This window comes from Pectinatus haikarae (assembly GCF_015732185.1).
GTDB classification, from domain to species: Bacteria; Bacillota; Negativicutes; order Selenomonadales; family Selenomonadaceae; genus Pectinatus; species Pectinatus haikarae.
This window is the reverse complement of sequence record NZ_WIQM01000008.1, coordinates 47226-73999: the sequence shown is the minus strand read 5'-3', so window position 1 is coordinate 73999 and position 26774 is coordinate 47226. Positions and strand designations below refer to the sequence as shown.

The 26774-nt window shown below is 43.6% G+C and carries 19 protein-coding genes; 3 read left to right on the top strand and 16 right to left on the bottom strand.

What is annotated here, in order from left to right; genetic code table 11:
* Positions 1-4: 4 nt before the first annotated feature.
* The 12 genes from I6758_RS04585 to I6758_RS04530 form a co-directional block, all read right to left on the bottom strand.
* A complete protein-coding gene (locus I6758_RS04585) occupies positions 5-1636 on the bottom strand; it encodes a glutamate synthase-related protein (RefSeq protein ID WP_196604031.1) in 1632 nt (543 codons plus the stop codon).
* On the bottom strand, positions 1624-2730 hold the full coding sequence (locus tag I6758_RS04580; RefSeq protein ID WP_196604030.1) for a class II glutamine amidotransferase domain-containing protein: 1107 nt from the start codon (positions 2728-2730) through the stop codon (positions 1624-1626). Before I6758_RS04580 ends, I6758_RS04585 begins: the two co-directional genes overlap by 13 nt.
* A 608-nt stretch (positions 2731-3338) precedes the next feature.
* Positions 3339-4262 (bottom strand): M23 family metallopeptidase, encoded by a 924-nt coding sequence (locus I6758_RS04575; RefSeq protein ID WP_196604029.1) that lies wholly within the window; start codon positions 4260-4262, stop codon positions 3339-3341.
* Between the two features lie 110 nt (positions 4263-4372).
* Positions 4373-5224 carry a CsgG/HfaB family protein gene (locus I6758_RS04570; RefSeq protein WP_196604028.1) on the bottom strand — a complete coding sequence of 284 codons (852 nt, stop codon included), beginning with the start codon at positions 5222-5224 and terminating at the stop codon, positions 4373-4375.
* Positions 5214-6047, bottom strand: a complete 834-nt coding sequence (locus tag I6758_RS04565; protein ID WP_196604027.1) for a phosphorylase family protein — start codon at positions 6045-6047, stop codon at positions 5214-5216. Before I6758_RS04565 ends, I6758_RS04570 begins: the two co-directional genes overlap by 11 nt.
* 31 nt (positions 6048-6078) lie before the next feature.
* Positions 6079-7110: a cyclic dehypoxanthinyl futalosine synthase gene (mqnC, locus tag I6758_RS04560; RefSeq protein ID WP_196604026.1), complete on the bottom strand. Its 1032-nt coding sequence runs from the start codon at positions 7108-7110 to the stop codon at positions 6079-6081.
* A gap of 42 nt (positions 7111-7152) precedes the next feature.
* Positions 7153-8253, bottom strand: a complete 1101-nt coding sequence (locus I6758_RS04555; RefSeq protein WP_196604025.1) for a radical SAM protein — start codon at positions 8251-8253, stop codon at positions 7153-7155.
* A gap of 18 nt (positions 8254-8271) precedes the next feature.
* Complete coding sequence (gene mqnE, locus I6758_RS04550; RefSeq protein ID WP_196604024.1) at positions 8272-9357, bottom strand: aminofutalosine synthase MqnE; 1086 nt, start codon at positions 9355-9357, stop codon at positions 8272-8274.
* Positions 9358-9514: 157 nt separating this feature from the next.
* Complete coding sequence (gene holA, locus I6758_RS04545) at positions 9515-10525, bottom strand: DNA polymerase III subunit delta (protein ID WP_196604023.1); 1011 nt, start codon at positions 10523-10525, stop codon at positions 9515-9517.
* 14 nt (positions 10526-10539) lie between these two features.
* A complete protein-coding gene (locus tag I6758_RS04540) occupies positions 10540-12906 on the bottom strand; it encodes a DNA internalization-related competence protein ComEC/Rec2 (protein ID WP_196604022.1) in 2367 nt (788 codons plus the stop codon).
* Positions 12903-13490 (bottom strand): helix-hairpin-helix domain-containing protein, encoded by a 588-nt coding sequence (locus I6758_RS04535; RefSeq protein ID WP_196604021.1) that lies wholly within the window; start codon positions 13488-13490, stop codon positions 12903-12905. The genes I6758_RS04540 and I6758_RS04535 overlap by 4 nt, the downstream gene beginning before the upstream one ends.
* A 95-nt stretch (positions 13491-13585) precedes the next feature.
* Entirely contained in the window at positions 13586-14353 is a 768-nt protein-coding gene (locus I6758_RS04530) for a DUF4931 domain-containing protein (protein WP_196604020.1), read from the bottom strand.
* Between the two features lie 263 nt (positions 14354-14616).
* On the opposite strand from I6758_RS04530, the gene I6758_RS04525 reads away from it, so the two are divergent.
* Positions 14617-16296 carry a putative polysaccharide biosynthesis protein gene (locus I6758_RS04525; protein WP_196604465.1) on the top strand — a complete coding sequence of 560 codons (1680 nt, stop codon included), beginning with the start codon at positions 14617-14619 and terminating at the stop codon, positions 16294-16296.
* A gap of 2 nt (positions 16297-16298) precedes the next feature.
* Positions 16299-17180, top strand: coding sequence for a YegS/Rv2252/BmrU family lipid kinase (locus tag I6758_RS04520; protein ID WP_196604019.1), 882 nt, complete (start codon positions 16299-16301; stop codon positions 17178-17180).
* A 108-nt stretch (positions 17181-17288) separates the two neighbouring features.
* On the opposite strand, the gene I6758_RS04515 is transcribed toward I6758_RS04520, so the two are convergent.
* A complete protein-coding gene (locus I6758_RS04515; protein ID WP_196604018.1) occupies positions 17289-18764 on the bottom strand; it encodes an acetyl-CoA carboxylase biotin carboxylase subunit in 1476 nt (491 codons plus the stop codon).
* A gap of 364 nt (positions 18765-19128) precedes the next feature.
* Positions 19129-20118, bottom strand: a complete 990-nt coding sequence (locus I6758_RS04510; RefSeq protein ID WP_196604017.1) for a Gfo/Idh/MocA family protein — start codon at positions 20116-20118, stop codon at positions 19129-19131.
* Positions 20119-20333: 215 nt separating this feature from the next.
* Between I6758_RS04510 and addA the strand changes: the two genes are divergently transcribed.
* Entirely contained in the window at positions 20334-24005 is a 3672-nt protein-coding gene (gene addA, locus I6758_RS04505; RefSeq protein ID WP_196604016.1) for a helicase-exonuclease AddAB subunit AddA, read from the top strand.
* A gap of 106 nt (positions 24006-24111) precedes the next feature.
* Here addA and I6758_RS04500 read toward each other — a convergent pair whose 3' ends face one another.
* Together I6758_RS04500 and I6758_RS04495 are read right to left on the bottom strand one after the other, a co-directional pair.
* Positions 24112-25257 carry a mannitol-1-phosphate 5-dehydrogenase gene (locus I6758_RS04500; protein WP_196604015.1) on the bottom strand — a complete coding sequence of 382 codons (1146 nt, stop codon included), beginning with the start codon at positions 25255-25257 and terminating at the stop codon, positions 24112-24114.
* 28 nt (positions 25258-25285) lie between these two features.
* The gene (locus I6758_RS04495) at positions 25286-26710 is read right to left on the bottom strand and encodes a PTS mannitol transporter subunit IICB (RefSeq protein ID WP_196604014.1); all 1425 of its coding nucleotides are present in this window, start codon (positions 26708-26710) and stop codon (positions 25286-25288) included.
* Positions 26711-26774 lie beyond the last annotated feature (64 nt).

Genomic DNA, 26774 nt, shown 5'->3' with positions numbered 1-26774 from the left:
TTTCTCAGCATACATATTGAATTCCCAGCTGTTCGGCTATAGACTTGTCTGTGGAAACTAAAGCATCACTGCGGCCTACCGGCAGAGTGCTGTTGCCTATAGGTGCCATCAGTTTGCGAAGTTCTTTGTCGAAGGTAAGCACATAGTCTACTATTTTCTGAGCACCGCGGTCTATATCAAGACGTTTGACAAGACGCGGGTCCTGTGTGCAGATGCCGGTCGGGCATTTGCCTGTATTGCAGGCATTGCAGCGACCCTCTTCGTTGCCCACGCAGCCGAGCAGCTGAATAAGCATTTTGCCGACGAATACACCATTGGCGCCAAGACAAATCATTTTAAAGGCGTCAGCGGCGGCATTGCCTGTCATGCCTATTCCGCCGCCGCCGTAAAGGGGAATCTGCCCTTGCAGACCCTGCTTTACAGCGGCCAGATAGCAGTCACGGATTTTAGATACTATGGGATGACCTGTATGATCAAGTGATATTTCATTTGCGGCACCGGTGCCGCCTTGTATGCCGTCTATAAAGAAACCGCCGCAGATTTTATACGGATCACGCAGCAAATTATTATAGACTGACACGGAAGTTGCTGATGCCGCACATTTTATGGCGACGGGGACTCTGAATCCGAACGCCGCGTTGAGCGATAAATGCATCTTTTGCACAGATTCCTCTATAGAATACAGTCCCTGATGATTAGGCGGTGAGGAAAGTGTGGCTTTCGGGACGCCGCGGATTGCCTGTACGTGTTCGGCTACTTTGGCAGCCTGGAGAAGACCGCCGTCGCCTGGTTTAGCACCCTGCCCGATTTTTATTAAAACACCGGCAGGATCGGTTTTCATGCGGGGCATAGCCTTAACTATCCTGTTCCAGCCGAAATGACCGGAAGCAATTTGCAAAATCATGTATTTCAGCTGTTCAGATTCGAGCAGCTTGATAGGCATGCCGCCTTCACCGGAGCTCATGCGTACGGGAAGATCGCATTTTTCGTTTAAATATGCCACTGCCATAGCCACTGCTTCCCAAGCGCGAGTGGATAAAGCTCCTATAGACATATCGGAAAAGATGAGCGGATAGATGGAGCGGACCGGAGGTGCTTTATGCGCCATGACCAGCTTGCCATCCTGCAGGCTGAAGGGAAGATCGCTGGCCGGCAGAACACGCCCGAAAGGAGACCGTATATCAAATGTATGTCTGATCGAATCAAGTGAAGGGTCTGTCATCTGGCTGATACGGCCCACTATTATGTGGTCTAGAGTGCGCTGTGCATTCAGGTTGGTTCTGCCGCCACGTTTTACAGGGCCGGCATCACGCGATAAGAGGGTCTGTCTGCTGTCACTGTTTCTGACAGGCCGGATCGCATTGTTCGGGCAGACTTTGGCGCACATGCCGCAGCCGACGCAGGCATTGCCAATAGTGCTCACTTGTTTGATAATGGGAATAGTTCTGTGTGTGCGGCGCGGGCTGGGTTTCATATCATCCGAATATGTTTTGTCAACACGAATGACATCGGCTTTGATAGCACCGAGAGTACAGGTCGAAATGCAGCTGCCGCACATTGTACAGCGTTCCATGATGTGCTCTATATTCCATTTGAGATCAGCTTTGCTGATGTCTTGTGATTTTACTGCTTCCATCTTTGTACCTCCAGCTCATTGTCGATAACGACAACTTCTCGTTCGTTAGGATAAATATCTTTTGTCATGTCACGATCAGGCATTATTTCATTAAGCCCGCATACTTCGGAAGCGATAGCTACTGTATCTTCCGTCTGTCCGACCACTACCGGGCGGAGTTTTTTAGAGTCACAGCAGGTCAGCATGCGTCCGTCGGGAAGATTGGCAATGATTGTGTTGGGACCGTTTATTTCCAGATTGGCAAGAGACTGTCTGATTGCTTTTAATACATCTTTGTCTTCACGCTGGTCTATTTCGGCGAAAGGCAGCGGTGTTATAACATGCTTATAGTATTTTATAGGCCATTTTAATTCATGCAGCACATAATGCAGCGTATAGAGAAAATTTTGCGAATCTGATTCGAAACCGACATAACCCTTATGCAGAGATTTCTGGAATTCTTTGTTTTTGGTATAAAAGGTATTTTCTCCGTTTGCACAAAGAGTGTATCCCTGCAGGAAAAACGGGTGAGCGGCATAACGCACAATATCATAATTGGTGTTTTGGCGGCACTGGACAACGACACTTTTGGCCATCAGGCAGCCATTATCGTCCCAAAGGCGAAAGTATGTGGCAATGTCGCGCGGGTCGCCTATTTCTTTCAGTGTTAAGACATCAGGCCAGAAGGAGTAAACATAGCCTTCACCAGCCGTTTCCAATATTTCGCGAAGCTTGAGCCGTATATCAAGCAGAAGCTTTTCTTTTTCAGCCATGGTTTTATCACGATAATATTCGGGATAATCATAGTTGCGGAAGATGTAATATGGCATGGCTTTTATGTCAAGTCCCGGCTGATCATTGGGAACAGGGATCCATTCGGCTACCTGTTCAAAATTATGGCTGTCCATAAAGTCTTCGACCATTTGCGCACCACGCTGTGTACAGGCGAGCGATAAAAGCGGCTTATCCTTATATGGCGTGAAAATGCCATACAGATCCTGCATGACCATAGCAAAACCTGAGTTATCATGGCCTTCCTGCTGCGGCAGCATAAGATATAAAGCCTTTGATGGACTGAAAGCCACTTTGCTTTTTATTGAACCAATTCTACACATTATTGTTCGCCCCCAAAATAATACACAATAAGAAAATTTCAAAATAAAACGGATTAATTTTATAGACTAAAAAATCATATATTGGTCATTCACCAATATATGATGCATCAGCAACAATGCTGATTAGTCTCTCAAAAATAATAAGGTATGATTCCACTCTCAACAAACATCTATAACAATATAATTATATAGAACGACTAGCAGATAGGAAATAGACGCATATATAATTATATTAATGTATTCTTATACTGTCAATAAAAAAATTCTTGTTTTATACTAAAATATTGTATTCTTTAGGCAAAAAGAGAATGAAATACAATCTTTATTCCATATAAATATGTATAAAATACATAAAAAGAATTTTTATACATATTTTTAATAAAATGTGATAAAATGCACGTAATGTATAATTGTAATTATAATAATGGTTTATAAGATTTACTCTTAATATTTATTTAAAATATGTATTGTATTGTATTGCAGTATACAAAATACTTGTAAAGAAATAAAAAAAGACCACAGATTATTATAAAATCCGTGGCTGAATACCGTTTAAACAATGAATTTGATCATTGCAATATTTTTAATTTTTTGGTGCGGTCTGTATTTTAAAGATAACTGGATGGATCGACCGGTCTGTTGTTTACACGCACCTCGTAGTGTACATGCGGCCCCGTGCTGAACCCGGTGCTGCCGACATAAGCAATTATTTGTCCGCGCTTGACATGCTGGCCGACTGACACGACTACACTGGATGCATGGCCATAGCGGGTGATTATACCGTTGCCGTGATCTATATCGACCATATTGCCATAACCGCCTGAGTTCCAACCGGCAGTGGTGATTACACCGTCTGCTGTGGCTCTGATAGGAGCGCCGTAATCATTGGCGATATCGATACCAGGATGAAAATCCGTACCGTTCCATCTGAATCCGTATGGTGAGCTTATGGAACCGCCGGTAGGCATTCCCATTGGCGTGGTTATGGATTTTTCTGCCATAAGATCCTGCTGCTTGCGCTGCGTAATAAGAGCCTGCCGCAGATTTTCCATATTTTCCTGATGAATGGCAACACGTTTTTCCAAATTTGCCAGCACTTCGGAAAGATTTTGAACATCCGGCGCGATGACAGGTCCGCCCTGTCCTCCGTCGGTATTGACATTTTGGCTTGCTGACGAATCGTCAGTAGTCGGGACATCGATATTGGAAATAGATTTCAATTCTTTTTCGGTAGCGTTGAGTTTATCAAGATCACTCTGCAGCTGTGTGGCCTTTTGTGCCAGCTCAGTCAGCTTTTCCTGCTGAATGGTGTTGGCGTTCTGCAGATCTTCAATAGTTTGTTTATCGACTTTGTTGGCAAAAAAAGAGTAGCCGGCAAAGCAGAATACCGCTATAAGTAAAAGTCCCCCGGCTATAAGAGAAGCTATTGCGTATTTGAAAAGTCGGGATGTCAGGTGAATATTGCGCACTGTACCACCATCACTGGGGATAAGCTTGATCGTATATTCACGGCATTGTTTTTCGCTTGGCATTAAAAATCCTCCATGCATCAATACGTTTCATCACAGTGTCAACAAGAACGTTCATAAGTATAGCACAAAAATACCTGTACGACAAATAGGCATAAGGCACCGATAAAGCATCAGCCCTCTTTGATAACGGTCTGACCTATTTGCGGGCTGGCTTTATTCTGCAGCTGCCCGACAGAAGCATGGCTCTCTACGCGGATAATTTTTAATGTGCCTATTTTCTTTTTCTGATATGTGAGCATTTTACCTGTATCAGGGTCAATGACAGCCGCGCCCGTTTCGTATATTGTAAAAATATCACCGGATTTTATGCCGGATTGGCTGCCCGCATTAATATAGAGTTCTTCACCATTTACAGCAGCTATTTTGGCATATACCGGATAATTTCGATTTAATTGACGCATTATTTTATCGGCAGCATCTTCCAGAGCATTTGTATAATCGGCCTTGCCGCCGAAGCCTTTTATTTTGATATTTTGATCTGTTCCTTCGGCATTGGATGAATAAACAGTTTCACCTGTGAAACAGCTTATGATCCTTATATTCAGCCTGACCGTGGCTTCATACTGGCTGGCAAAGATAACAGAATTTTTTTCCATGGAGGCAGAATCTATATGCCCGATTATCAGATAATCAACATTGAGCATGCGCCCTGTTTCAAGCGCTGTCTTCAGATCGCCAGAGCTGCCGTAATTATTTTTGGGAGTCAGTGCGGATAGCTGGGGATTACTGATAAGGGTAAAGACGGCTTCATCGGTAAGCCGGGCAGTAAATATATCACCTGCCGCTGTGCCGAGACGTTTGCCGGAGTCATCCGTGAAAGGCAGGACTGCGGCTGTTCCGTTAGCAGCATATGACAGCGCAGGTAAAAGAGCAGTGAAAATGGCTGTCAATAGAAAAATCAGAGGTATTTTGCGGCAGGACAACAGGATATCACTTCCGGACGAGATCGTGCTAATCATCATAAATGCCTTTTAACAAAGTTTCTTTGCGCAAGGAAAGGCATTCGCAGTTTTTGTCGGAGGGAAGAGTGCGAATTGTATGCAGAATGATGTTTCCTATCATCGGCGCATCATCATAAAAAATATCTTCCAATTCTTCATGGGACCATGATTTCCTTATGCCTTCGCCGTAATTTACCACATAGTAAAGACCGGCATAGCAGGCACCTATTTCGCGCGCAAGGTATACTTCAGGGCAGATGCTCTGGCCTACAATATCTGCATGACCGTTCATCATGGCTATTTCAGCGGGGCTTTCGAAATGTCGTCCGTCTGTGTTTGCATAAATACCACGGGTAAAAACTCTGCCTTCAAAAAGTTTTTTTGTTGTTTCGATAAGTACTTTGCGCATCTGGGGACAAAGCGGATCACGCATGACCAATAAATATTTTCCTTCAAGGCCCACATCTTTTCGCACGGAAAGATCAAGGTAATCATCCGGTATGAGAAAGTCGCGCGTATCCAGCAGTTTATTGACAGTCCCCACACCGCCTTCTGATATGATCCTTTTGACACCGGCTTCGCGGAACGTCCAAAAAAGCTGTCTTGAAGCATCCGAGCGGCTGACTCCGCTTCTCCAGCCATGCATTTTACAGGTCAGCACTTTTTTACCGGCAACTTCGAAAAGACGAAGCTCAGTCGTTTTACCGTAAGGTGTTTCAAAAATAAGATGATCAGCAAGAACTTTTACATCGCTGTCGCCCGCGTTGGCGGGGAAATTGCTGGATAAGGTGCCGGAGCCGCCTATCACGGCAAATTCTGCTTTTGGGATATTTTGTTCAGTCAAATATATTGCCTCCGATCAAATATAAATGTAATTATTTGCAGTAACGTATTATATTATAAGCAGTATCACGCTGTGCGGGAATGCTGCCTGTTTTTTTTATGATGTCTGCCATGGTATTCACAGACATATGATGTGACGTCCCCGCAGCACGTACGACATTTTCTTCGAGCATGACACTGCCGAGATCATCGGCACCGAAAGTCAGAGTCAGCTGACCGATGTTTTTACCCTGAGTGACCCATGAACCTTGCATATGGCTTATATTATCAAAATAAAGGCGTGCCGTAGCCAAGGTTTTCAAGTATTCCCAGGAGGATAGTTTTTCTCCGCCGAGCTTCGTGTGACCGGGCTGAAAAGTCCATATGATAAAAGCACGAAAACCGCCTGTTTCATCTTGCAGGGTGCGTATTTTACGCATATGCTCAACGCGTTCATCTATGGTTTCACCGAGACCGAGCACCATAGTAGCAGTCGTCTTCATGCCTATGCCATGGGCACAGCGCATTATATTCAGCCACTCATCCGTCATGATTTTTTTTGGGCTGACAATTTTCCTGACTCTGTCAGCGAGGATTTCCGCGCCGCCGCCGGGCAGCGAAGACAGACCGGCAGCCTGCAGGCGTTTTAATACTTCGGTGACAGAATAGCCGGTGATTTTGCTGAAATGAAGTATTTCTGTGGCAGTGAACGAATGAATGGTGATATCATAGTTTTTTTTGATGGCAGTCAGCATATCAATGTAGTATTCGAAGCCTGCGTCGGGATGCAGGCCGCCTTGCAGCATTATCTGTGTACCGCCGGCATCGACGGTTTCCCGCACCTTTTGCAGAATGGCATCAATAGATAGCAAATACGCGCCTTTTTCTCCAGGACGACGGTAAAAGGCGCAAAAATTGCATTCATTTATGCATATATTGGTGTAATTTATGTTTCGGTCAATGATAAAGGTTACGGTATTGCCGGGATGCATCTGCCGGCGGACTTGATCCGCCTGCTGCCCGAGTGTCAGTATATCTTCATTGTGGAGAAGGGATACAGCCCTTTCATCAGTCAATCGTTCCATTTATTTCTCCTGTGTGTAATTAATGTTGCAGACAGAGGGTATTCAGCTCGGAACCGCCTGTTTGATAATATTATATAAGGAATCGCGTTCTGCCGGAATGTAACCGGCTTGGACGATCATATCATTCAATTTTTTCCTTGTCATGATACTGCCGCTTTTGGCACCTGCCGCATGGATTATTTTCTCTTCTCCCACTGTTCCGTCGAGATCATCAGCACCGAATGCCAGAGAAAGCTGGGCTATCTCTTCACTGAGCATTATCCAGAAAGCCTTGATATGATCAATATTATCAAGAACAAGACGCGACAGGGCAATAAATTTGAGATTTTCCCAAGCGGTCAGAGGTTTTATCGTATATAATTCGGCAAGCTTGGTATTCTGCGGATAAAAAGGAAAGGAGACAAAAGCGCCAAAGCCGCCGGTTTCATCCTGTATGGCACGCAGCTTGAATAAATGGGCCAAACGTTGCTCTGTGGTTTCGATGTGGCCGTAAAGAATTGAGCTGTTAGTGGGAATGCCCATGGAATGGGCTGTTTTCATGGTCTCTATCCACTCAGCTGAAGACGCTTTGTCAGGACATATGATCTGTCTGACACTGTCATCAAGGATTTCCGCACCGCCGCCCGGAAGAGAGGATAACCCTGCATCCTTCAGGTGCTGCAATACTTCTTTGATAGAAAGACCGCTTATTTTTGTGAAATAAATTATCTCCGCAGGCGTAAATGCTTGAATATGGACATGCGGCAATAGCTTTCTGACGGTATGCAGAATATCTGTATAATAGGAGAAGTTCGTATCAGGGCACAGGGAGCTTACTATATGTATCTCGGTGAGACCGGGGGTTTCCTGCATGGCTCTGCTGATCATTTCTGCGACTTTTTCAGGAGAAAGGATATAGCCGCGGGTGTCGCCTTGCTTTGCGGAAAAAGCACAGAGCGGACACAAGGCTGTGCAGGTGTTGCTCAGATTTATGTGGCGGTTGATGTTGTAATAGACATTTTTACCGCTGTGCCGTTCCTTTGCGGCTCTTGCCCATTGGCCAAGCTCAAGAAGAGACGCTTTCCGGTAAAGAAGCAGTGCCTCATCAAATGATAAGCGTGAACCGGCGCAGGCTTTTTGGCGGGCTCTAGTTAGTTCATCCATAATAAAACCTCGTTTATCTTAAAATGTCCGAATGATTTTGGAGTTACAGTCGCATTCTGCCGGTATTCTGCCGGCTTCTCTTATCGCATCAATAAGAATGTTTTTGGAAAGAGCTTTTTGCGAACTGACACCGGCTGCGTGCATTATTTTTTCACCGCCGACAGTGCCGTCTATATCATTGGCACCGAAGCCCAGAGCCAGCATAGCGACAGGCAGGGTCAGCATGACCCAGTAGGCTTTGATATTGTGGATATTATCCAGCATCAGTCGGCTTATAGCCATTGTTTTCAGGTCATCCCATACACTTGTCCGAGTGATGGAATCCTCCAGCGCTGTGTTCTTGGGCTGAAAGGGAAAGCAGATAAAGGTCTGGAGACCGCCTGTTTCGTCTTGCAGAGCACGAAGTGTCAGAAGATGATTTATTCTCTGCTCCTTGGTTTCTATATGACCATACAGCATGCTGGCATTTGTGGTTATACCGAGTCTGTGGGCAGTACGGGCGACCTCAAGCCATTCGGTGCTGGTAGCTTTGTTGGGGCAGAGTATCTGGCGGATGCTGTCATCAAGTATTTCCGCACCACCGCCGGGCATGGCCTCAAGTCCGGCGGCGATCAGCTCCCGCAGAACGGTTTCTATTGATTTTCCGCTTATCTTTACAAAATGCATTATTTCGACACCGGTAAACCCCTTCAAATGAAGCAAGGGGAAATTTGCCTTAATGGTTTTTATAATATCAAGATAGTATTCATAAGGCCAGTCGGGGTGCAGCCCGCTTACGATATGCAGATTTTTCATATCAGGATCTTCGGCGGCTTTTGCTATCCTGCTGAGAACAGATTGTTTTGTGAGCTCATAAGCTTTATCACTGCTGCTTTTACAGCCGAATGCGCAGAACTTGCACTGACCAATGCATATATTAGTAAGATTTACGTGCAGATTTACATTATAATATACATAATCACCGCTTATTTTTTTCCTTACGGAATCTGCCAGCTGTCCTATTCTGGCAAGGTCGTTTGATGAATAAAGAGCCAGTCCGTCTTCCTTTGAAAGGCGTTGGCCGCTGTGTATTTTATCTTCTATTGTATCTAGGGTAATGTCCAAAATCTATTGCTCCTCTGAAGTTTGCTAAAAATAACTGAACATATGCAGAACTTTATATACCATAAATTATACTACAAAGTATATAATGAGAAAATATATAAATAGAGACTGGTCCGGATATGGATTTATCTCCGTCAGAATATACAGTGCTGTGCTGCTATCGGCACAGCCGTATCAAAATGTCTTCAAAAAGGACAGGAGTATTCTGACCTGTTTTGAGTTTATAATCGGCATCGGCGAGAGCGGAGACCGTCTCCCGCAGCGTGTGCAGTTCAAAATGTTTTGCCTGGACGATAAGTTTTTCAGCTATGAAGGGGACCAGCCCAAGTTTTTGCCCGATTATCCGGCTGTCTGCGCCTTGCGTCAGATAGAAATTTATTTTCCAGAGCTGATGGATGTGGCGGATAAGAATGATAAGAATGCTGATGCGCGGAACGCCGCTGCTTAGCTGTTTATCTAAAAGAGCTAAGGCTTTTTTGAGATCTCTGCTGCCCGCTGCTTCGGCCAGAGCAAAGGCAGAGATTTCAGGAAGACCGGATAATATATCGATGAGATCATGTTTTCTTATATCCCGTCTTTCAGTGAATAGAGCCAGCTTGTCAAGCTCTTTATCAAGAAAGCCCAGAGATACTTTCTGCATGACGTTTATCGTTGCCAAAAGATATTCATACGCCTCCGTATCCGGTGTTTTTCCTATCTCTTTGAATTTTGTCTTAAGCCATTCACCGATATTATAAGCTCTCACAGGTTCCGCTTCGAATACCAGGCCGTATTTTTCGATTGTTTTATACAGCTTGCGTCTTTTATCCGGTTTTTCATCTGTTTCCAGTATGAGAACTGTAAATTCAGGTATATTTGCCAGCAGATCAATAAATAACAGCTCGCGTTTTTCCGCGGTTTTTCCTTTTTTTTCCCGGAAAAGACTGCTGTGTACATGGATAATATTTTTATCGCAGAAAAAAGGCATAGTCGAACAAGCTTCAATTATGTCGTTCACGGAAGCAGTATCGTCCAATTTTGTTATATTATTCTGCTTAGCCTCCGGTAAAAGTTTTGCCTTTAAAGCATTTAAAAATTTTTCCGCGAGATATTTTTCTTCACCGGCGATGAGATAGAGTTTCTTTAATTCATTTTTTCGCAGTGATATCATTGCTTCACCGTATTGCAAGAAAAATATTCCCCCTATTCGATGTATGGCTCTATTGTGCATTTTGTACCGTCAGTGTAAAAGACGACAGCACCGTTTTGATCGGTTCTGAATACTGAGGCCTTTACATTGCTGAGCCGGTCGAGCACGTTCTTGTCCGGATGACCATAGCTGTTTTCAGCACCTACCGAGATCACTGCCCAGCGTGGCCGTGCTGCTGCCAGAAATTCCTCGGAAGAAGATGTCTTTGAGCCGTGGTGAGCTACTTTGAGTACGGTACAATTGATATCTCTGCCCGCTTTTTTTAATAGTTCGGTTTCTCTTTGGGCGGGCAGATCACCGGTAAATAATACGTTGAAATTTTTATATAGAACTTTTATGATGACAGAAGTTTCATTGGTATCGTCGGTATTGGCGGCAGGAGGTGCATACAAAACAATGAACTTCACGCCATCCAGAGTGAAGGTCTGGTTTTCATTCATTACGACTGTTTTATTCATTATATCGCTTTGAGGAGAAATATGCCATACACTGGCATATTCGCTGTTTTTCTCATGCCCGATAAATATTTTGGAAACGGGCATCTGTTTGGTAATTCCGTACAGTCCGCCTGCATGGTCGGCATGTGCATGGCTTAAAAATATACCATCAAGACGGGTTATGCCATAGTGATAGAGATAAGGCACGTCAACATTTTTACCTACATCGTAATCACTGTCACGGATACCGCCGGTGTCGATCATCACCGCCCTGCCATGCGGGGTGATGATCAAGGCGGCATCTCCTTGCCCAACATCAATAAAATGAACTGATAAATCGTGTTCCCTGAAATTATTATAAAGCAGCGCTGTTAAAAAAAGGCACAAAAATACAGTATAAACAGTATGGTGCCGTATGAAGTATTCTCTGCATAATTTGTACAATCGGTCATTTAAGATGATAAACCAGCAGATATAATAGAAGATACTGCCGGAGATAGTAAGGTAGGGAAGATAAAGCATACTGCCGGGCAATTGGGCCAAAAGGCGTGTTATTTCATGAACGAGACCTAAAAGCAGGCTGCACAGAACAAAGATAATAGAGGCAAAGAAGGGAAGCAGCAGATTGAGGAAAACTGCTGACAAAGCGGCCACGATGATCATGTCTACAAGAGGAACAGCAAATATATTAGCGATTAATGAGCTCAAGGAAATGCTGTGAAAATACCATGACAAAAACGGCAGACAAAAAAACTGTGCGCCCAAGGTTATGGAAAGAGAAACCGCAAAAAAACGGGGCAGAAAGGCCAGCCTTTTTTGAAAGAAGGAGGATGTATATAATAAACCGGCCGTGGCGGCAAAGGATAGTTGGAAACTGATATTAAGGAGCAGCCCAGGTGATATGATGAGCATGAAAATACCGATGAGGGAAAGCAGGTAACGTGACTGGCTTTCTCTGCCCAGAGCAAATGCCATATAGGAAAGGATACCCATTGCTGCCGCACGGATGACCGGCGGGACCAAGCCGCAAAACACAGCATAACTGCCTATGCATATCATTAAAAGAAGAACGGTATACTTGCGGCGCAGGCGGAAAAACCGGCCTATGGAAATGATAGTACCGGCAAGAAGCGTGATATGCGAGCCCGAGACGGATAATATATGAACTATTCCGGTTACCGTAAAAGCGTCGAGCAGATCCGGATCAATACCGTTGTATCCGCCGAAAAGCATGGCAAAAACAGCAGCGGCATCCGCTGCGGGCATTACCTGTTCCATTGCGGCTTTTATTGAAAAGCGCAATTGCCCTATTTTTTTGAGCAGGCGCATGGAATCCGGCTGCGGTTCCACTGAGACGGGATTTTTTCCCGCGGCTACATATGCGTATATACCATTGAGGTTCGCCTGCAGAGTATTATTTATGCGTCCGGGATTTTTATATGAGCTGATCTTGTGTATCTTGCCGGAAGCAGTTATCTTGTCGCCTGCCTGGGCATTGATGGGATTCTTCTGGCGGGTATAAAGATAATAGCCTCCGCTGACAGGCATTCCTTTTGCCGATAAGGCGGAAAGCTCGTAACGTATATGTGTCAATCCGTCACTGTTTTTCAGGATTACAGGCTGATCCTGGAGAATACCGGTAACACTTTTAGTCTGACCAGCCGAATGAATGATATTGTCCGGCGGTACGGCAGTGAAGAAAGAATAGCGGCAGTATCCTACGGACAGGAACAGCAGTCCCAAAAGCAAAAAAGTATACTTAGACTTTTGGAAAGCGGCATAGAGGATTGACGGCAAAAGCAGAACGGCGGCTATAATAAACGGCAGCGGAGGAAAACGCAGTGCATCGTCCAGCAAGATACCCGCGGACAGACACAGTAGAAGCAGGTTGAGCATATAAAGAGGATGCTGACCGTATCTCATAGCGTTATTTTGTCTTTTAAGGCATTGAATTTAGCTTCGCCGATGCCGCGCACTTTTTTCAGATCGTCAAGCGATTGGAATAATCCTTCGGACTGGCGGTATTCGGCGATGCGTTTAGCCATGGACGGCCCCACTCCCGGTAACTTATCCAGAGTACTTTCATCTGCATAATTAATATTGATTTTTCCTGACTGGGAATCGCTGCCGGCAGGTGCAGGCGCAGGCGCTAAAACAGAACTATTCTTCGCCGGCACTTTTATCTGCGTGCCGTCTGCTATTTTCATGGACAGATTTATATTTTCCGGATCAGCCGCTTCATTCATGCCGCCGCATTTGTTTATTGCATCAATTACACGGGCATCGTCAGGCAGCTCGATCACTCCGGGATTATTTACGGCGCCTGTAACATAAATGACGATTTTCCCTTGCTGAGCCGCTGCCGGTTTATCGCCGGCGGCGGGTTCGGCTGGCTGTACAGCTTCCAGATCAATACTCTGCCGGAAATAACTGCCATAGATGACAGCACTTACGGCGGCAGCACCTATAAGCAGCAGGACGAGAAATTGTTTTTTAAACATTGGCATAAAAAAGACTCCTTTTTAAATATTTCGAATATACAGTTAAATATTCGAAAAAAATAACGAGAACCAAAATTGACTCCCGTACTGCAAGATGTTCTTTAAATATGCGAAAAATACAATTTCCGCATTTCATTGACTATTATATTAAGATTATTTGGTCTGAGACGCAGGCTGTAACCGATAAATAGAGGTGATGTAGGAAAGCGGGGCATTATTTTTACCTTTATCAGCCCTTCCGTACGGTAAAAAAAGATATTATAGCTTTTGCAGCGTTTATTAAAATGATTCATTATATAGTCAACGGATATTTTTATGAAGTCGGCTATAGTATCTGTTTCATCATTATTTTCGGTCAGAACATTGAGCTCACAAAAACCGAGCCGCGGGAACGTAGATATATTGAGTTCGACAGAGCCTTTTTTAGCGATCTGCGTGCCAAGAAAATCACTTTCTTCACACAACAGGGAATTATCCACATTTTTCAAACCAATTATTTGCATATGGGGGTGTCGCATCGTACCGCCTGAAAGAGGCCCGTAATTTTTGAAGAATAGGACAGACTTGTATTTGCCGGAATCGAGCATGGAGAACCAATGCCTGATACCAAAACGAATAAGCATGCGCATATGCTCATCGCTGTAATCCGGCATATCACTTCCGCAGTAACGTGTTTCAAGAAGAACAGTCTGGAAGGAATTTTCCAGTACATTATATTTGTTTTCCAGCAGAGTCATTTCTCCGCAGGTATCAATTATATGCTCGAGATGATCATATTCGCAGAAAGGGCACTGTGCATCCTTATCAATAATTGTCTCCGGCTTGCTTTTACCGATTTTTGTATTGAAACTGATAATATTCTTTCTCATTATGAACCCTTCGGATTATTATTTTTAAACTATAAAGATAATGTCGTTTTAATGTTGAAACTGGAAATTATGCTGGCGCAGTTTCAAGATAAATGCTATAATTTTTTAAGCTGACAGATAAAAATACATATACTGACGGAAAGGATGCCATTTATCTGAAAAATGCCTTGAAGCCGAGCTGGGGCATTCGATAATGGATGTCTTCGCTGTTTAATATATTATATATAATTTCACTAAAAAAGAAAATAAAAGTTTTGTTTAAAATGAAGCAGGTGCTGATTATAAATACTCAAACTACTACTGAAAAAAACGCCGATAGGAATACGTCCTTTCTTAAAGGCACGCTTATATTGACAGTAGCCGGTATCGTTGTTAAGGTCATAGGGTCACTGAACTGGATATTTGTTTCACGCGTTTTGGGCGGTGAGGGGATCGGTCTTTATCAGATGGCGTTTCCCATATATTTCCTTGCATTTAATATTTCTACTGCCGGAGTCCCTATTGCGATATCGATAATAACTGCGGAACATATTGCGTTGAAAGATATATGGGGAGCAAAACGAATTTTTCATATATCAATGACTTTTATGTTCTTTACTGGCATCCTGTGCAGCCTGCTTACTTATTTTGGGGCGCAATGGCTTATTGATTGGCAGTTTATACGTGACCCGCGGGCTTATTATGCTGTTGTCGCATTGGCACCGGCAATATTTTTTGTCACTATTCTGGCCAGCTCACGCGGTTATCTGCAGGGCTGGCAAAGAATGACACCAACCGGGGTATCCCAGATAGTGGAACAGATATTCCGGGTTATAACAATGATTTTGTTTGCACAGATGCTGCTGCCGTACGGTTTGGAATTTGCTGCTGCCGGAGCCAGTCTCGGTGCATTGGCAGGTGCTGTTGCCGGACTGCTGGTCCTTGTTTATTTTCACTGGCAGCTAAATAAAGACATAGACAAGATGTATGGTGGTCATTTAGCGCCGCTGCCTGATAAGAAGCAGGAAACAGTTTTTAATATCATGAAACGTATTTTTAAGCTGTCACTGCCTGTATCGGCTACCAGCATAATGCTGCCGATAGTGGCCAATCTTGATCTGATGATAGTGCCGCAGCGGCTTGAAGCGGCGGGCTATTCTGTCAACGAGGCGACAGAGCTTTTCGGTTATCTGACGGGGATGGCTGTGCCGCTTGTGAATTTGGCTACGATATTGACGGCTGCTCTGGCCGTCAGCATCGTTCCGGCTATATCAAAGGCGCGTACGCTGAAAGATCATGACAGCTGCTTTAACCAAACGGCCGCGGCAATACGCATCGCTAATTTTATCTGCTTTCCGGCATTTGTTATTGTGCTGGTATTGGCAGTACCCATTGCCAGCCTTATATACAATGCACCCGGGGCAGGTCCTGCTGTGTGGGTTTCTGCCTTTTCAATAATTCTTTTGGGGCTTCATCAGATAACGACTGCTGTGCTTCAGGGGCTTGGCCATCCTACAGTGCCGATGGTAAATATGATCATTGCGGCCGTTGCTAAAGTGATTTTAAACTGGGTGCTTACTGCGCAGCCGTCTCTCGGTATTATGGGTGCCGCATGGGCAACGGCGGCTGACATAGGCATTGCGGCGGTAATTAATCTGTATTTCCTTCACAGATATATTGGGTATAAGATGGAAATGAAGCAGATAATGAAAAATATGATCGCGGCAGCGGTCATGGCATTTGTTTTGTATTTTTCCTATTATGTGATCTTGTTGTCTGATGGGAGCAATGCTGTTGCCACGTTTGGTTCAGTGGCAGTCGGTGCGGCAGCATATATCGTTATTCTCATATTAGTGAAAGGCATGATGGAAGAAGATATGGCTGTGATTCCCGTTGTAGGAAAAATTGCTATAAGGGCGCTTCGCAAGATCGGCGTGTTTAAAGAAATTTCTCAGGAGCAATGAAGATGAAAAAGTTCGTGCTTGCATATAATCCGGTATCGGGAGATACAATGTTCAGGAAAAAGCTCGACCATCTGATAGCAATGTTTCAGGAAAGGTACTGTATATTGGTGCCGTACCGCACCAGCCCGGAAAATCGTGGCTTTTCCGGTTTTGTCAAGGCTGTTATGCCTACAGGGATCATCATTGCCGGCGGTGACGGAACATTAAATGAAATAGTGAACATCATGCTGAAAAACGGTATAAAACTTCCTATTGCAATTATACCGAGCGGTACATCAAATGACTTTGCATCGTGCCTGTCGTGCTGTGCGGGTAAATTTGACAGTTATATAGATGCGATAATAGACGGAAAAACGACAGTTATTGACATCGGCAGCATAGGCGATAAATATTTTATTAATGTAGCCAGCGCGGGGATGCTGACTTCAGTGGCGCATGATGTTGACAGACGGCTCAAAAGCACATTCGGCAAATTGGCTTATTATTTGCGCGGCATCGGGGAACTGCCTAAATTCAGATCTCTGGATATGACTGTGGAGGCAGACGGGATCGTAAAGAAAGTGAGTGCGTTTTTTGTTCTTATCGTCAACAGCAATGTTGTGGCAGGACTGAAAAATGTATCCGTGAATGCGAAACTCGATGACGGCAAGCTTGACCTGATAATGCTGAAGCAGTGCAGCCTGCCGGAATTGGTGGCATTTACGGCGGAAACTGTCGCCGGCAAGGATATAATAAATAACAAAAACGTAGAATATATTCAGGCATCTTCGTTCAGAATCGACTGTGACAAAGATGTGCAAAGTGATATTGACGGAGAGCCGGGACCGAAACTGCCGCTTGAAGTGAAAACTATTCCTGCGGCCGTTGAAATATATATAAGATAAATCTCTCAATTATTTGAGACATAAAAATCCCATGGTTTGATGAACCGCCCCATAAGTTAGATCAAAAAATCTAACCTACGGGGGCACTTCATGACCATGGGATTTTTGTTACATATAATACAAACCGGAGCGTATGGCTACGCGCATGTCATCGTCCACTTTTTCCTGTGACCATTTTGTGGCTTCCTGATCCTGACCGTTTGGCAAAACGGCGGCATTCTTCATAGTGGCAGCTGCAGTGCCTGACATTGTATAATGGTATCTGGAAAAATGATCTTTTATAAAACTAGTGTCGATATTGCCGGTGCGGAAATAATCATCCCGCAGAATTTTCTTATGAAGAGGGATGGTAGTTTTGATGCCTTCAACAGTAAATTCATCAAGTGCACGCTGCATAATTTTTATGGCATCACCGCGGGTATGGCCGTGAACTATGATTTTGGCGATCATCGAATCATAAAAGGGCGATATACTCAGACCGGCACAGACACCGCTGTCAACACGTACTCTGGGACCGCCGGGTTCAATGAAGAAATCAACTTTTCCCGGGGAGGGAAGGAAATTATTGTCGGGATCTTCGGCATTTATACGGCATTCTATGGCATGACCGGTGAACTTTATATCTTCCTGACTTATGGTAAGCGGTTCATCCGCGGCTATACGGATCTGTGTTTTAACGAGGTCAATGCCTGTTACCGCTTCCGTTATAGCATGTTCTACCTGTATACGCGGATTGATTTCCATAAAATAAAAATCGTTATCACGCAGGTTGAGTAAAAACTCAACAGTGCCGATATTGCTGTAATGAACACTTTTGGCTGCCTTAATAGCAAGATCACCCACCCGTTTTCTCATATCAGGCGTAAGAGCCACGGAAGGCGACTCCTCCAGCAGCTTCTGATTACGGCGCTGCAGCGAACATTCTCTTTCGCCAAGCTGCAGGACAGTACCGTAATTATCGGCTACGATCTGCACTTCTATATGGCGTGAATGTTCTATATAGTGCTCGTAATAATACTTTATATTCTGAAGATCGGTTATATGCAATATTTTTTTCAGATCATCTTCACTGTTGGCGACTATCATGCCTTTGCCGCCGCCGCCGGCAACAGGTTTTAAAATGATGGGATAACCGACCTCTCTGGCTTTGTTGATAGCGTCTTCTTCGTCGAGAAGCGGATCACTGCCTTTTGACATAGGAATGCCGGAAGGAATCATGGCAGCACGAGCGATATCTTTGTCGCCTACCTGGCGGATAGTAGTATAATGAGGACCGATCCATGTCATGCCCGCTTTAGTGACGCGTTCGGCAAAATCAGCGTCCTCCGATAAAAAACCATAGCCGGGATGAATAGCATCAGCCTCTGTATCAAGCGCCGCCTGCATTAATGCATTGTAATTCAAGTAGGATAGGGAAGCATCGGCAGGACCAATGTTATAGGCCAGATCGGCCAGCTTTACATGCATGGAATCCTTATCCTCGTCTGAATAGACGGCAACAGACTGAATCCCCATTTCCTTGCAGGCGCGAATAATACGGACGGCAATTTCACCGCGGTTGGCAATCAAAATACGTTTAAACAAAAATATCACTCCTATTTACGTAGTTCCACAGTTTGTGAAAAACAAAACTTAATCAGCTGAAGTTCATCTTCAGAATAAATTTTGCGGGACAAACAGCAATACTATGTGTTGTTTAGAAACTTTCCTCAAAAGGGAAAAAACGGGAAAATAAAATTTTCTATATTGATGGTAAATTGAATCTTTAAAGATCAAGATTATTCTATAACAAGAATAACTATAAGTCAAGTTAATAATATCATTAATAATATTAAGCAAAAACAAAAGAATAATATAAATTTTGACCGGCAGCGATATGCTTCAAGCTTTTTCTGTCTATAATTATACCATTATTTCCTCATAATGGTATATAATTTTCGGTTCGGTGCTATTTGCCGTCCGATGCAAATTTTATGCCGGCATCAGCGCGCAGTGCAGTAAGCGTATGCATTACGGTTTGACTGTGTTTGAGCAGTCTCAGACAGGCGGAAAAATCATTTCTTTCATAAATATCGGCAAAAGCCGCAAATTCATCTACCATGCGATTCGGATATTGTTCGCCGTCAAAATTTTCAATATTGTCTGCGGTCTTTAAGATCACATTACGACAGATATTAGGTTCGCTGTTCAGATGGATATAACCTTTTTCTCCCTCAAGAATAACACCGCTGATTCCTTCGGCATCCTTGGCGGCACTGCAGACAGCGATGGTATCATCATAAGTGAGTATCGCGGCACCGGAAGTGTCTATTCCATTGGCAGCGATATTGGCATAATATTTCATATTCAGCGGTTTGCCGAGAAGACCGATGACAAAATGCAGATTGTAAACATTGAGATCATACAGGCAGCCTCCTGAAAGTGCAGGATCAAAGGCAGGCATGACAATTCCCTGTAAAAAATTGTCATAGCGGCTGGAGTATTGAAAATAGTTGGATTGAACCATGCGTAAACGTCCGATGGAGGGCAGATGGCGGCGGATAAAATCGTAGTTTGGCGAATAAAGGAGTGTTATAGCTTCAAAAAAGAACAGATGGTTTTTCTCAGCAATTGCCATCAATTCATTGAACTCCTCAATATGAGAGGCAACCGGTTTCTCACAAATAACGTTTTTTCCGGCAAGAAGAGCGAGCTTTGCATATTCGAAATGCATACTGTTGACTATGCCAATATAGATAAAATCGATATCATTGTTTTGGAGCATGCTGTTATAATCGGTATAAACCTGAGCAATTTTGTACTTTGCCGCCAATTTGTGCGCTTTTGGCTCGCTTTTGGGACGGGCACATATAGCTGTCAGATTTATTGAATCAAGAAATGTCAAAGCTTCAAGACATGTTGCTACAATACCGCCAGTACCTGCTATTGCTAAATTCAATATTATCACCATCCTTAAAAAATTATAGATTGCCTATATATAGACAGTATATATAAGTATGCGAATATTTACAATGAACGAGATAAAATATACAAAATACGGCAAAGGTACAAGGTGAGGGCAGCGTTCTCAAAATATAAGGCGAATGATATAATAAATAAAGATAGACTAAAAAATTACGGCAAAACAGCCGCAGAAATAGAGAGGCAGAACATATGGCTTGGACTCAGGAACAGGAAGAGGCTATAAGCACGAGAGGAAAAAATATTCTTGTGGCGGCAGCCGCCGGATCAGGAAAAACGGCAGTATTGGTCGAAAGAACTATTCGGCTGGTACTTGACGACAATGTGGATATAAACGAAATTTTGATCGTAACTTTTACCAATGCAGCGGCTGCTGAAATGCGCGAACGCATCGGACGGCGTTTGGAAGAACAATTGACTGCAGCTGCTGAAATGGGAGCGGGCACTATGATGAAAAAGCTCGAACGGCAGCTGGTTCTCATGAATGCGGCCTCTATATCAACGCTGCATTCTTTTTGCCAGGGTATCATTCGGCATTATTTTCATGAGATAGATATTGATCCTAAATTCCGTCTTGCGGGAGAGCAGGAAATAAATCTGCTGAAACAGGATGTGTTGTCTGAACTGATTGAACAGCAGTATGAGAATGAAAATAATGAACTGTTTTTGCATTTTGCCGATTCATACGGCAATGAACGAGGTGATGCTGCCGTATATGAAATAATTATATCTCTTTATGAATATGCAATGAGCCAGCCTTTTCCGGAGCAATGGCTCAAACAGCTGCCGGAGTATCTGTATTCACCGGAAAATGGCGGCATTGATGATACAAAGTGGGCAAAAATATTAAAAACAGAACTTGAGCTGGTACTTGATGAGTGTATGGTCATAAACGCTTCCATGGAAAAAGCCGCTTCACAGTGCGGCTGTGAGGTGAAAGCAATACAAAGTGATCTTGCTATGCTCAGTGATATAAGTGACGGATTATTAGCGGGGTGGGAAACCCTGTATGCTGTAATGGAAGGCTTGCATTTTGCTGTTATGCGGCTGCCGTCCGATATGCCGGAACCCTTCAAAGAATATTTAAAAAGCGCTCGTCAAAGAGAGAAAGATGTAATAGGGAGCATCGTGAGCGATTTTTTCCAAATGCCGCCTAAAAAACTTTTTCTTGATCTGCATATCCAGAAAGAGAATATGCAGTTTATATGCGGGCTGACAGAGCAGTTCCTATGTGCCTTCGGCAAAGCAAAGCATGAAAGAGTAATAGCCGATTTTAACGATTTGGAACATTTTGCTCTGCGGATTCTGGCAGATGAAAGATCGACGGTGCAGAAGCTTATCCCCACAGAGGCCGCCGCAGAAATGAATGGCAAATATAAAGAAGTAATGGTCGACGAATATCAGGATACAAACGGTGTGCAGGAAGCCATCATCTCACTCATCGCCGGAGCAAAAACAAGTAAATTTTTGGTAGGCGATGTAAAGCAGAGTATTTATCGTTTCAGATTGGCTGAACCGGAACTGTTTATGGAAAAATACCGAACGTATCCTCTCCTGCCGGAACAGTGCAAACGCATAGACCTTTCCAAAAACTTTCGCAGTCGGGAAAATATTCTGCAGGCAGTTAATTTTATTTTTTCCCAGACGATGACGGAAAAAACAGCTGAAGTGAATTATAGCGGCAATGAGGCTCTGGTTTGCGGCTTGGATTATCCGCAGCAAAAAGACACGTTGGATGATACAGTAGAACTGATTTTGCTGGACAAGGATAATACGCAGGAAAATGATGCGCCGGACGATGCGCGGGAGGGAGAGGAAGGCACAGAAGAACTTTCGGGTTTTTCGATCGAGGCTGACTGCATTGCCAAAAGGATAAAAAAATTGATGGAAGGCAGTCAAAAAGTTTTTGACAAACAAAGCGGCAGGTACAGACCGCTGACATACCGGGATATAGTTATCCTGATGCGCTCGGCTGCCGGCAAGGCTGATTTAATTCTTGATGCATTACGCAGCAATAATATACCGGCTTATGCGGCTTTGAGCAGCGGATATTTTGCCGAAACAGAAATAAGAGTGATGCTGGCCTTACTGCAGATCATTGATAATCCGCGGCAGGACATACCGCTTGCGGCCGTCCTTCATTCACCGATAGTGAACTTCAGTACAGAGGAATTAGCACAGATACGGCTCAACGATACAGAGGGAGAATTGTTTGATGCGCTGCTGAAAACGGGAGAACCGCATAAAGAAGTTGCCGGCACTCTCAAAGATAAAGCAGCGGAGTTTTTACAGAACTTAAACCGCTGGCGCACTGTGGCAAAACAATTAAGCGTTCCCGAATTGATATGGCAGCTCTATGATGAAACGGGATATTATGACTACTGCGGAGCAATGCCGGGCGGAGTACTGCGGCAGGCGAATCTGCGCATGTTGTACGACAGAGCTGCCGCGTATGAAGAAACTGATTACCGCGGCTTATTCCGGTTTTTGTTATTTGTGGGGAAAATGCAAAAGAGCGGCAATGATTTATCTGTAGCCAGAACATTGGGTGAAAATGAAGATGTGGTGAGAATAATGACCATCCACAAAAGTAAAGGATTGGAATTTCCGGTAGTGATAATTGCCGATATGGGAAAAAGAATAAATCTGGCGGACAGCAGACAAGTGCTGCTTATTCATAAAAAATATGGTTTGGGGCCGTATGTATATGATCTGCAATACAATGTACGTTATCCGACTGTTGCCAGACAGGCTATCGCAAGGCAGACAGTGAAAGAAAGCAAGGCGGAGGAACTTCGTGTCCTTTATGTGGGAATGACAAGAGCCAGAGAAAAGCTGATATTGACAGGAACTGTCAGCAGCTTGGCTAAAAAAGCAGCGGTGTGGTGTCAGGCGGCGGGAGAAGCTGTCAAGACAACACTGCCGGTTTATCAAATATTAAATGCGGGAACTTATCTTGATTGGCTCTGCCCTGCACTGGCAAGGCATGCGGACGGAACCGCCCTTTACGAACTTTGTGATAGCAGCAGGACGGAAACTAGTCCCCTGCCGTATGGAAATTCAGAATGGAAGATCGAAATAAGGAATAATACGGTGGCAGCTCCAAAAGAAAAAAACACCGCGCTGCCGGAGGTATTCGAAAAAATACGGACACATCAGCCGCTTAGCGGCACAGCAGCCAAAGCTTGGGTAGAAGAGCGACTGAATTGGCAGTACTCTAAAGCTGCCGGAGTGCAGCTTCCGTCTAAGCTGTCAGTGACAGAAATAAAACGCCGCTTTGAACCCGAACCGGATACGGAAAATATATTTTCTGCCGACGAATATGCAAGACCGCGTTTCCTGCAGGAAAAAACAGCGATGACAGGTATAGAATACGGTACATTGATGCACAGTGTCATGCAGCATTTGGATCTTAAAAAAGATTTGACAGATAAGGGCATACAAATACAGTTGGAGGAAATGGCAGAAAGAGAAATTATTGAACGCGAACAGATCAAACGGGTAAACAGGCAGTCCGTACAAAAGTTTTTTTGCTCTTCTGTGGGCAGACGACTGTTGAAATCTCCTCTTGTACGGAGAGAAATGCAGTTTTCCCGTATGCTGGAAGCACAGAGATTTTATGCCGATGCACAGCCGGAAAACCGTATATTTACACAAGGTGTGATAGATCTGCTTTTCACTGAATCTGACGGATTGGTGCTGGTGGATTATAAGACAGATAATTGTTCGGGCGATGAGGCCGCTGTGAAATATAAAATGCAGATAAAATTATACAGTGAAGCTGTCGAGGCCATTTTAACAAAGCCTGTTAAAGAAAAATATCTGTATCTTTTCCATAGCGGTGAGATAGTGCCGCTTAAATAAAAAGTTTATTTCAAACAAAAAAACACGCTCCTTCGGGTAGACTGTAAAAGTTTAATTACATGTCAGACCAAAGAGCGTGTTTTAAATTAGCAATAATAGGAAAAGCCTATTTTTGCAGAAGGTTATATTTATGCAAGATAACCTTTCCCAGCTCTGTCTGGGGATTTATCCTGCTGTAATGAAATAAAGCACTGGCGATACCGTTCTTTTTGATGTGAGCCTGTAGGGCAACAGCTTCGGTATCATTTTTATAATCAAAGCAAAATGCAGCCGCAATTGCTGTCGCGTATCCATCTGAAATAATGCCTAGGTCGGCCAATTGTATAGCTGGAGCGATCAAACGATCGTTTACGCCTAATTTACGAATGGGTGATCTGCCCACTCGTGTAACATCATCTGCAATATATTTACTGGAAAATCGCTGTAAAATTCTTTGGGAATAAGCGTTAAATTCATTTATGGAAAAATCATATTTTTTGTTTAAAAGAAAACCGGCTTCTTTTAACAGGCATTTAACGATACTGCTAATATTATCATTGTTGATCGCCTGATTTATATAATTTATGTTTTGAATATAGCCTAAATAAGCAATTGCAGCGTGAGTGGCATTAACTGCGAAAAGTTTTCGCTCAATATATGCCTGTAGGTTTTTTACATAAGTTATGCCATTAACGGGTGGCTTATTTCCTGCTATACCGGTTTCATCAACATCCCATTCAAAAAATCGTTCGGTTTGCACCAGCAATTTTTCAGAGTTTTTTTGCAATGGCACTATTCTGTCAACCGCTGCATCAGGAAATCCGGCGTATTTAGAAAGCTGCTGAAGATCCTTTGAAGATAAATGATCGCATACAAGCTCCCGTAAAATAGAACTGGCTCCTTGCATGTTTTCGCAGGCTATGATGTTGATAGGAGGACAGTCTTGGGAGATCCTTTTTGATAATCCGGCAGAGATGACGGGAGCAATAAATTTTAATGCGGTGGGGCCGAGTGCAGTAGTTATGATATCGGCATGTAAGAGCTTGTCAGTGATGGCTTCGGTGTCGCTGCTGTTTAATGCTGATATATTTTGGATAAGAATGCGTTCTGGAACATCGCCGACTATTTCGATATGATATTGCTTCAGTGAGTTAATATCATCAATAACAGACTGATTGACATCAATAAAACATACTTCATAATTTGAAGCTGACAGCAGCTGACCGATAAAGCCGCGTCCAATATTTCCGGCACCAAAATGCAGGGCTAACATAATATTCCTCCGTTTTAAATTATAGAAATTATTTTTGCTGCTCTTTTATTTTTTCAATGAGCTCGCTTATCTTGGGATCTGCCAAATAATTTTCAATGGCTATGATTTTTTTATCCTTTAAAGCCAATTTAGCCCGTTCGGCCAGATTTTTATGTGTAACGACAACATCTGCTTCAGAGGGAACCTTTTCAATAGCAAAATGTTCCACACGGATATCAATACCGTTTTTCAAAAGTTTCTTTTTCATCACACTCGCACCCATGGCGCTGCTGCCCATTCCCGCATCACATGCGAAAGCTACAAATTTTATCGGAGCATTAACAGCATGTGAAGATTGAGAAGTTCCGGTTTCAGTGATATTTGAAAGGATGGCTTTTCCTTCGTCTTTCATGGATTGCGTTTGTAATATAGAGGCACTCAATGCGTCATCATTGTTGTCCTTGGATATTTTTAAGATAAAAGAAGTTATTATAAAACTTACCAGGGCTGCCACAAGAACTCCGGCAATAACGCCGACAAAATGCCCCTTCGGAGTCAATGCTAAATAAGCAAATATTGATCCTGGACTTGGTCCGGCAACAAGGCCGGCATCAAACATTTGAAAAGTGAATATACCGCACGCAGAACCGGCGATCATCGCAATAATTGTAAGCGGCTTCATCAGAACAAAAGGAAAATACATTTCATGTATTCCGCCAAAAAAATGGATGATTATTGCACCGGGCGCTGTGCTCTTGGCATTGCCCCTGCCAAATATGGAATAGGCCAGCAGCAGACCTAAACCGGCACCGGGGTTGGAAGCAGCCATAAAATATATCGACTTGCCTGTAGCCAGGGCATCCTGCATGCCGAGCGGATAATAAATCCCTTGGTCAATGACATTATTTAAAAATAATACTTTTGCAGGTTCATTTATTAGAGCAAGGACGGGTAATATCCCCGTGCTCACAAGAGCCTTTACTACAGTACTTATAAGATAATTGGCATCTTGAATGACCGGACCGATGAGAGCATTGGCAAGAAGACAGAGGATAAAGCCGATAATTCCCAGAGAAAAATTGTTTATGAGCATTTCAAAGCCTGAAGGAATACGGTTTTCGATCGATTTATCGAACTTCTTTATAATAAAAGCACTAAGTGGCCCCATTATCATGGCACCAAGGAACATTGGAATATCAGAGCCTACAATAAGTCCGATAGTACCAATAGTCCCTGCTATGCCTCCTCTTGTATCATAAACTAATTTACCTCCGGCATAGGATAACAATAAGGGAAGCAGTAAACTTACCATGGGACTTACAAGCTTAGCAAAGGCTTCATTGGGAATCCAGCCTGTTGGGATAAATAGTGCGGTAATAAAACCCCATGCTATGAATGCTCCCATATTGGGAATGACCATTGCCGTCAAAAAACCGCCAAATGCTTGTATTTTAGCACGCACATTAATTGTCATTTGTTTCATCCTTTCAATATTCTACAATTATATAAAATTATGAAAATTATATTTAAAAATTGAA

Coding starts and splice junctions, on each gene's coding strand:
- I6758_RS04585 (WP_196604031.1), bottom strand. CDS start 1,636: ATGGAAGCAGTAAAATCACAAGACATCAGCAAAGCTGATCTCAAATGG.
- I6758_RS04580 (WP_196604030.1), bottom strand. CDS start 2,730: ATGTGTAGAATTGGTTCAATAAAAAGCAAAGTGGCTTTCAGTCCATCA.
- I6758_RS04575 (WP_196604029.1), bottom strand. CDS start 4,262: ATGCCAAGCGAAAAACAATGCCGTGAATATACGATCAAGCTTATCCCC.
- I6758_RS04570 (WP_196604028.1), bottom strand. CDS start 5,224: ATGATGATTAGCACGATCTCGTCCGGAAGTGATATCCTGTTGTCCTGC.
- mqnC (WP_196604026.1), bottom strand. CDS start 7,110: ATGGAACGATTGACTGATGAAAGGGCTGTATCCCTTCTCCACAATGAA.
- I6758_RS04555 (WP_196604025.1), bottom strand. CDS start 8,253: ATGGATGAACTAACTAGAGCCCGCCAAAAAGCCTGCGCCGGTTCACGC.
- I6758_RS04540 (WP_196604022.1), bottom strand. CDS start 12,906: ATGAGATACGGTCAGCATCCTCTTTATATGCTCAACCTGCTTCTACTG.
- I6758_RS04535 (WP_196604021.1), bottom strand. CDS start 13,490: ATGCCAATGTTTAAAAAACAATTTCTCGTCCTGCTGCTTATAGGTGCT.
- I6758_RS04530 (WP_196604020.1), bottom strand. CDS start 14,353: ATGAGAAAGAATATTATCAGTTTCAATACAAAAATCGGTAAAAGCAAG.
- I6758_RS04525 (WP_196604465.1), top strand. CDS start 14,617: ATGAAGCAGGTGCTGATTATAAATACTCAAACTACTACTGAAAAAAAC.
- I6758_RS04520 (WP_196604019.1), top strand. CDS start 16,299: ATGAAAAAGTTCGTGCTTGCATATAATCCGGTATCGGGAGATACAATG.
- addA (WP_196604016.1), top strand. CDS start 20,334: ATGGCTTGGACTCAGGAACAGGAAGAGGCTATAAGCACGAGAGGAAAA.
- I6758_RS04500 (WP_196604015.1), bottom strand. CDS start 25,257: ATGTTAGCCCTGCATTTTGGTGCCGGAAATATTGGACGCGGCTTTATC.
- I6758_RS04495 (WP_196604014.1), bottom strand. CDS start 26,710: ATGACAATTAATGTGCGTGCTAAAATACAAGCATTTGGCGGTTTTTTG.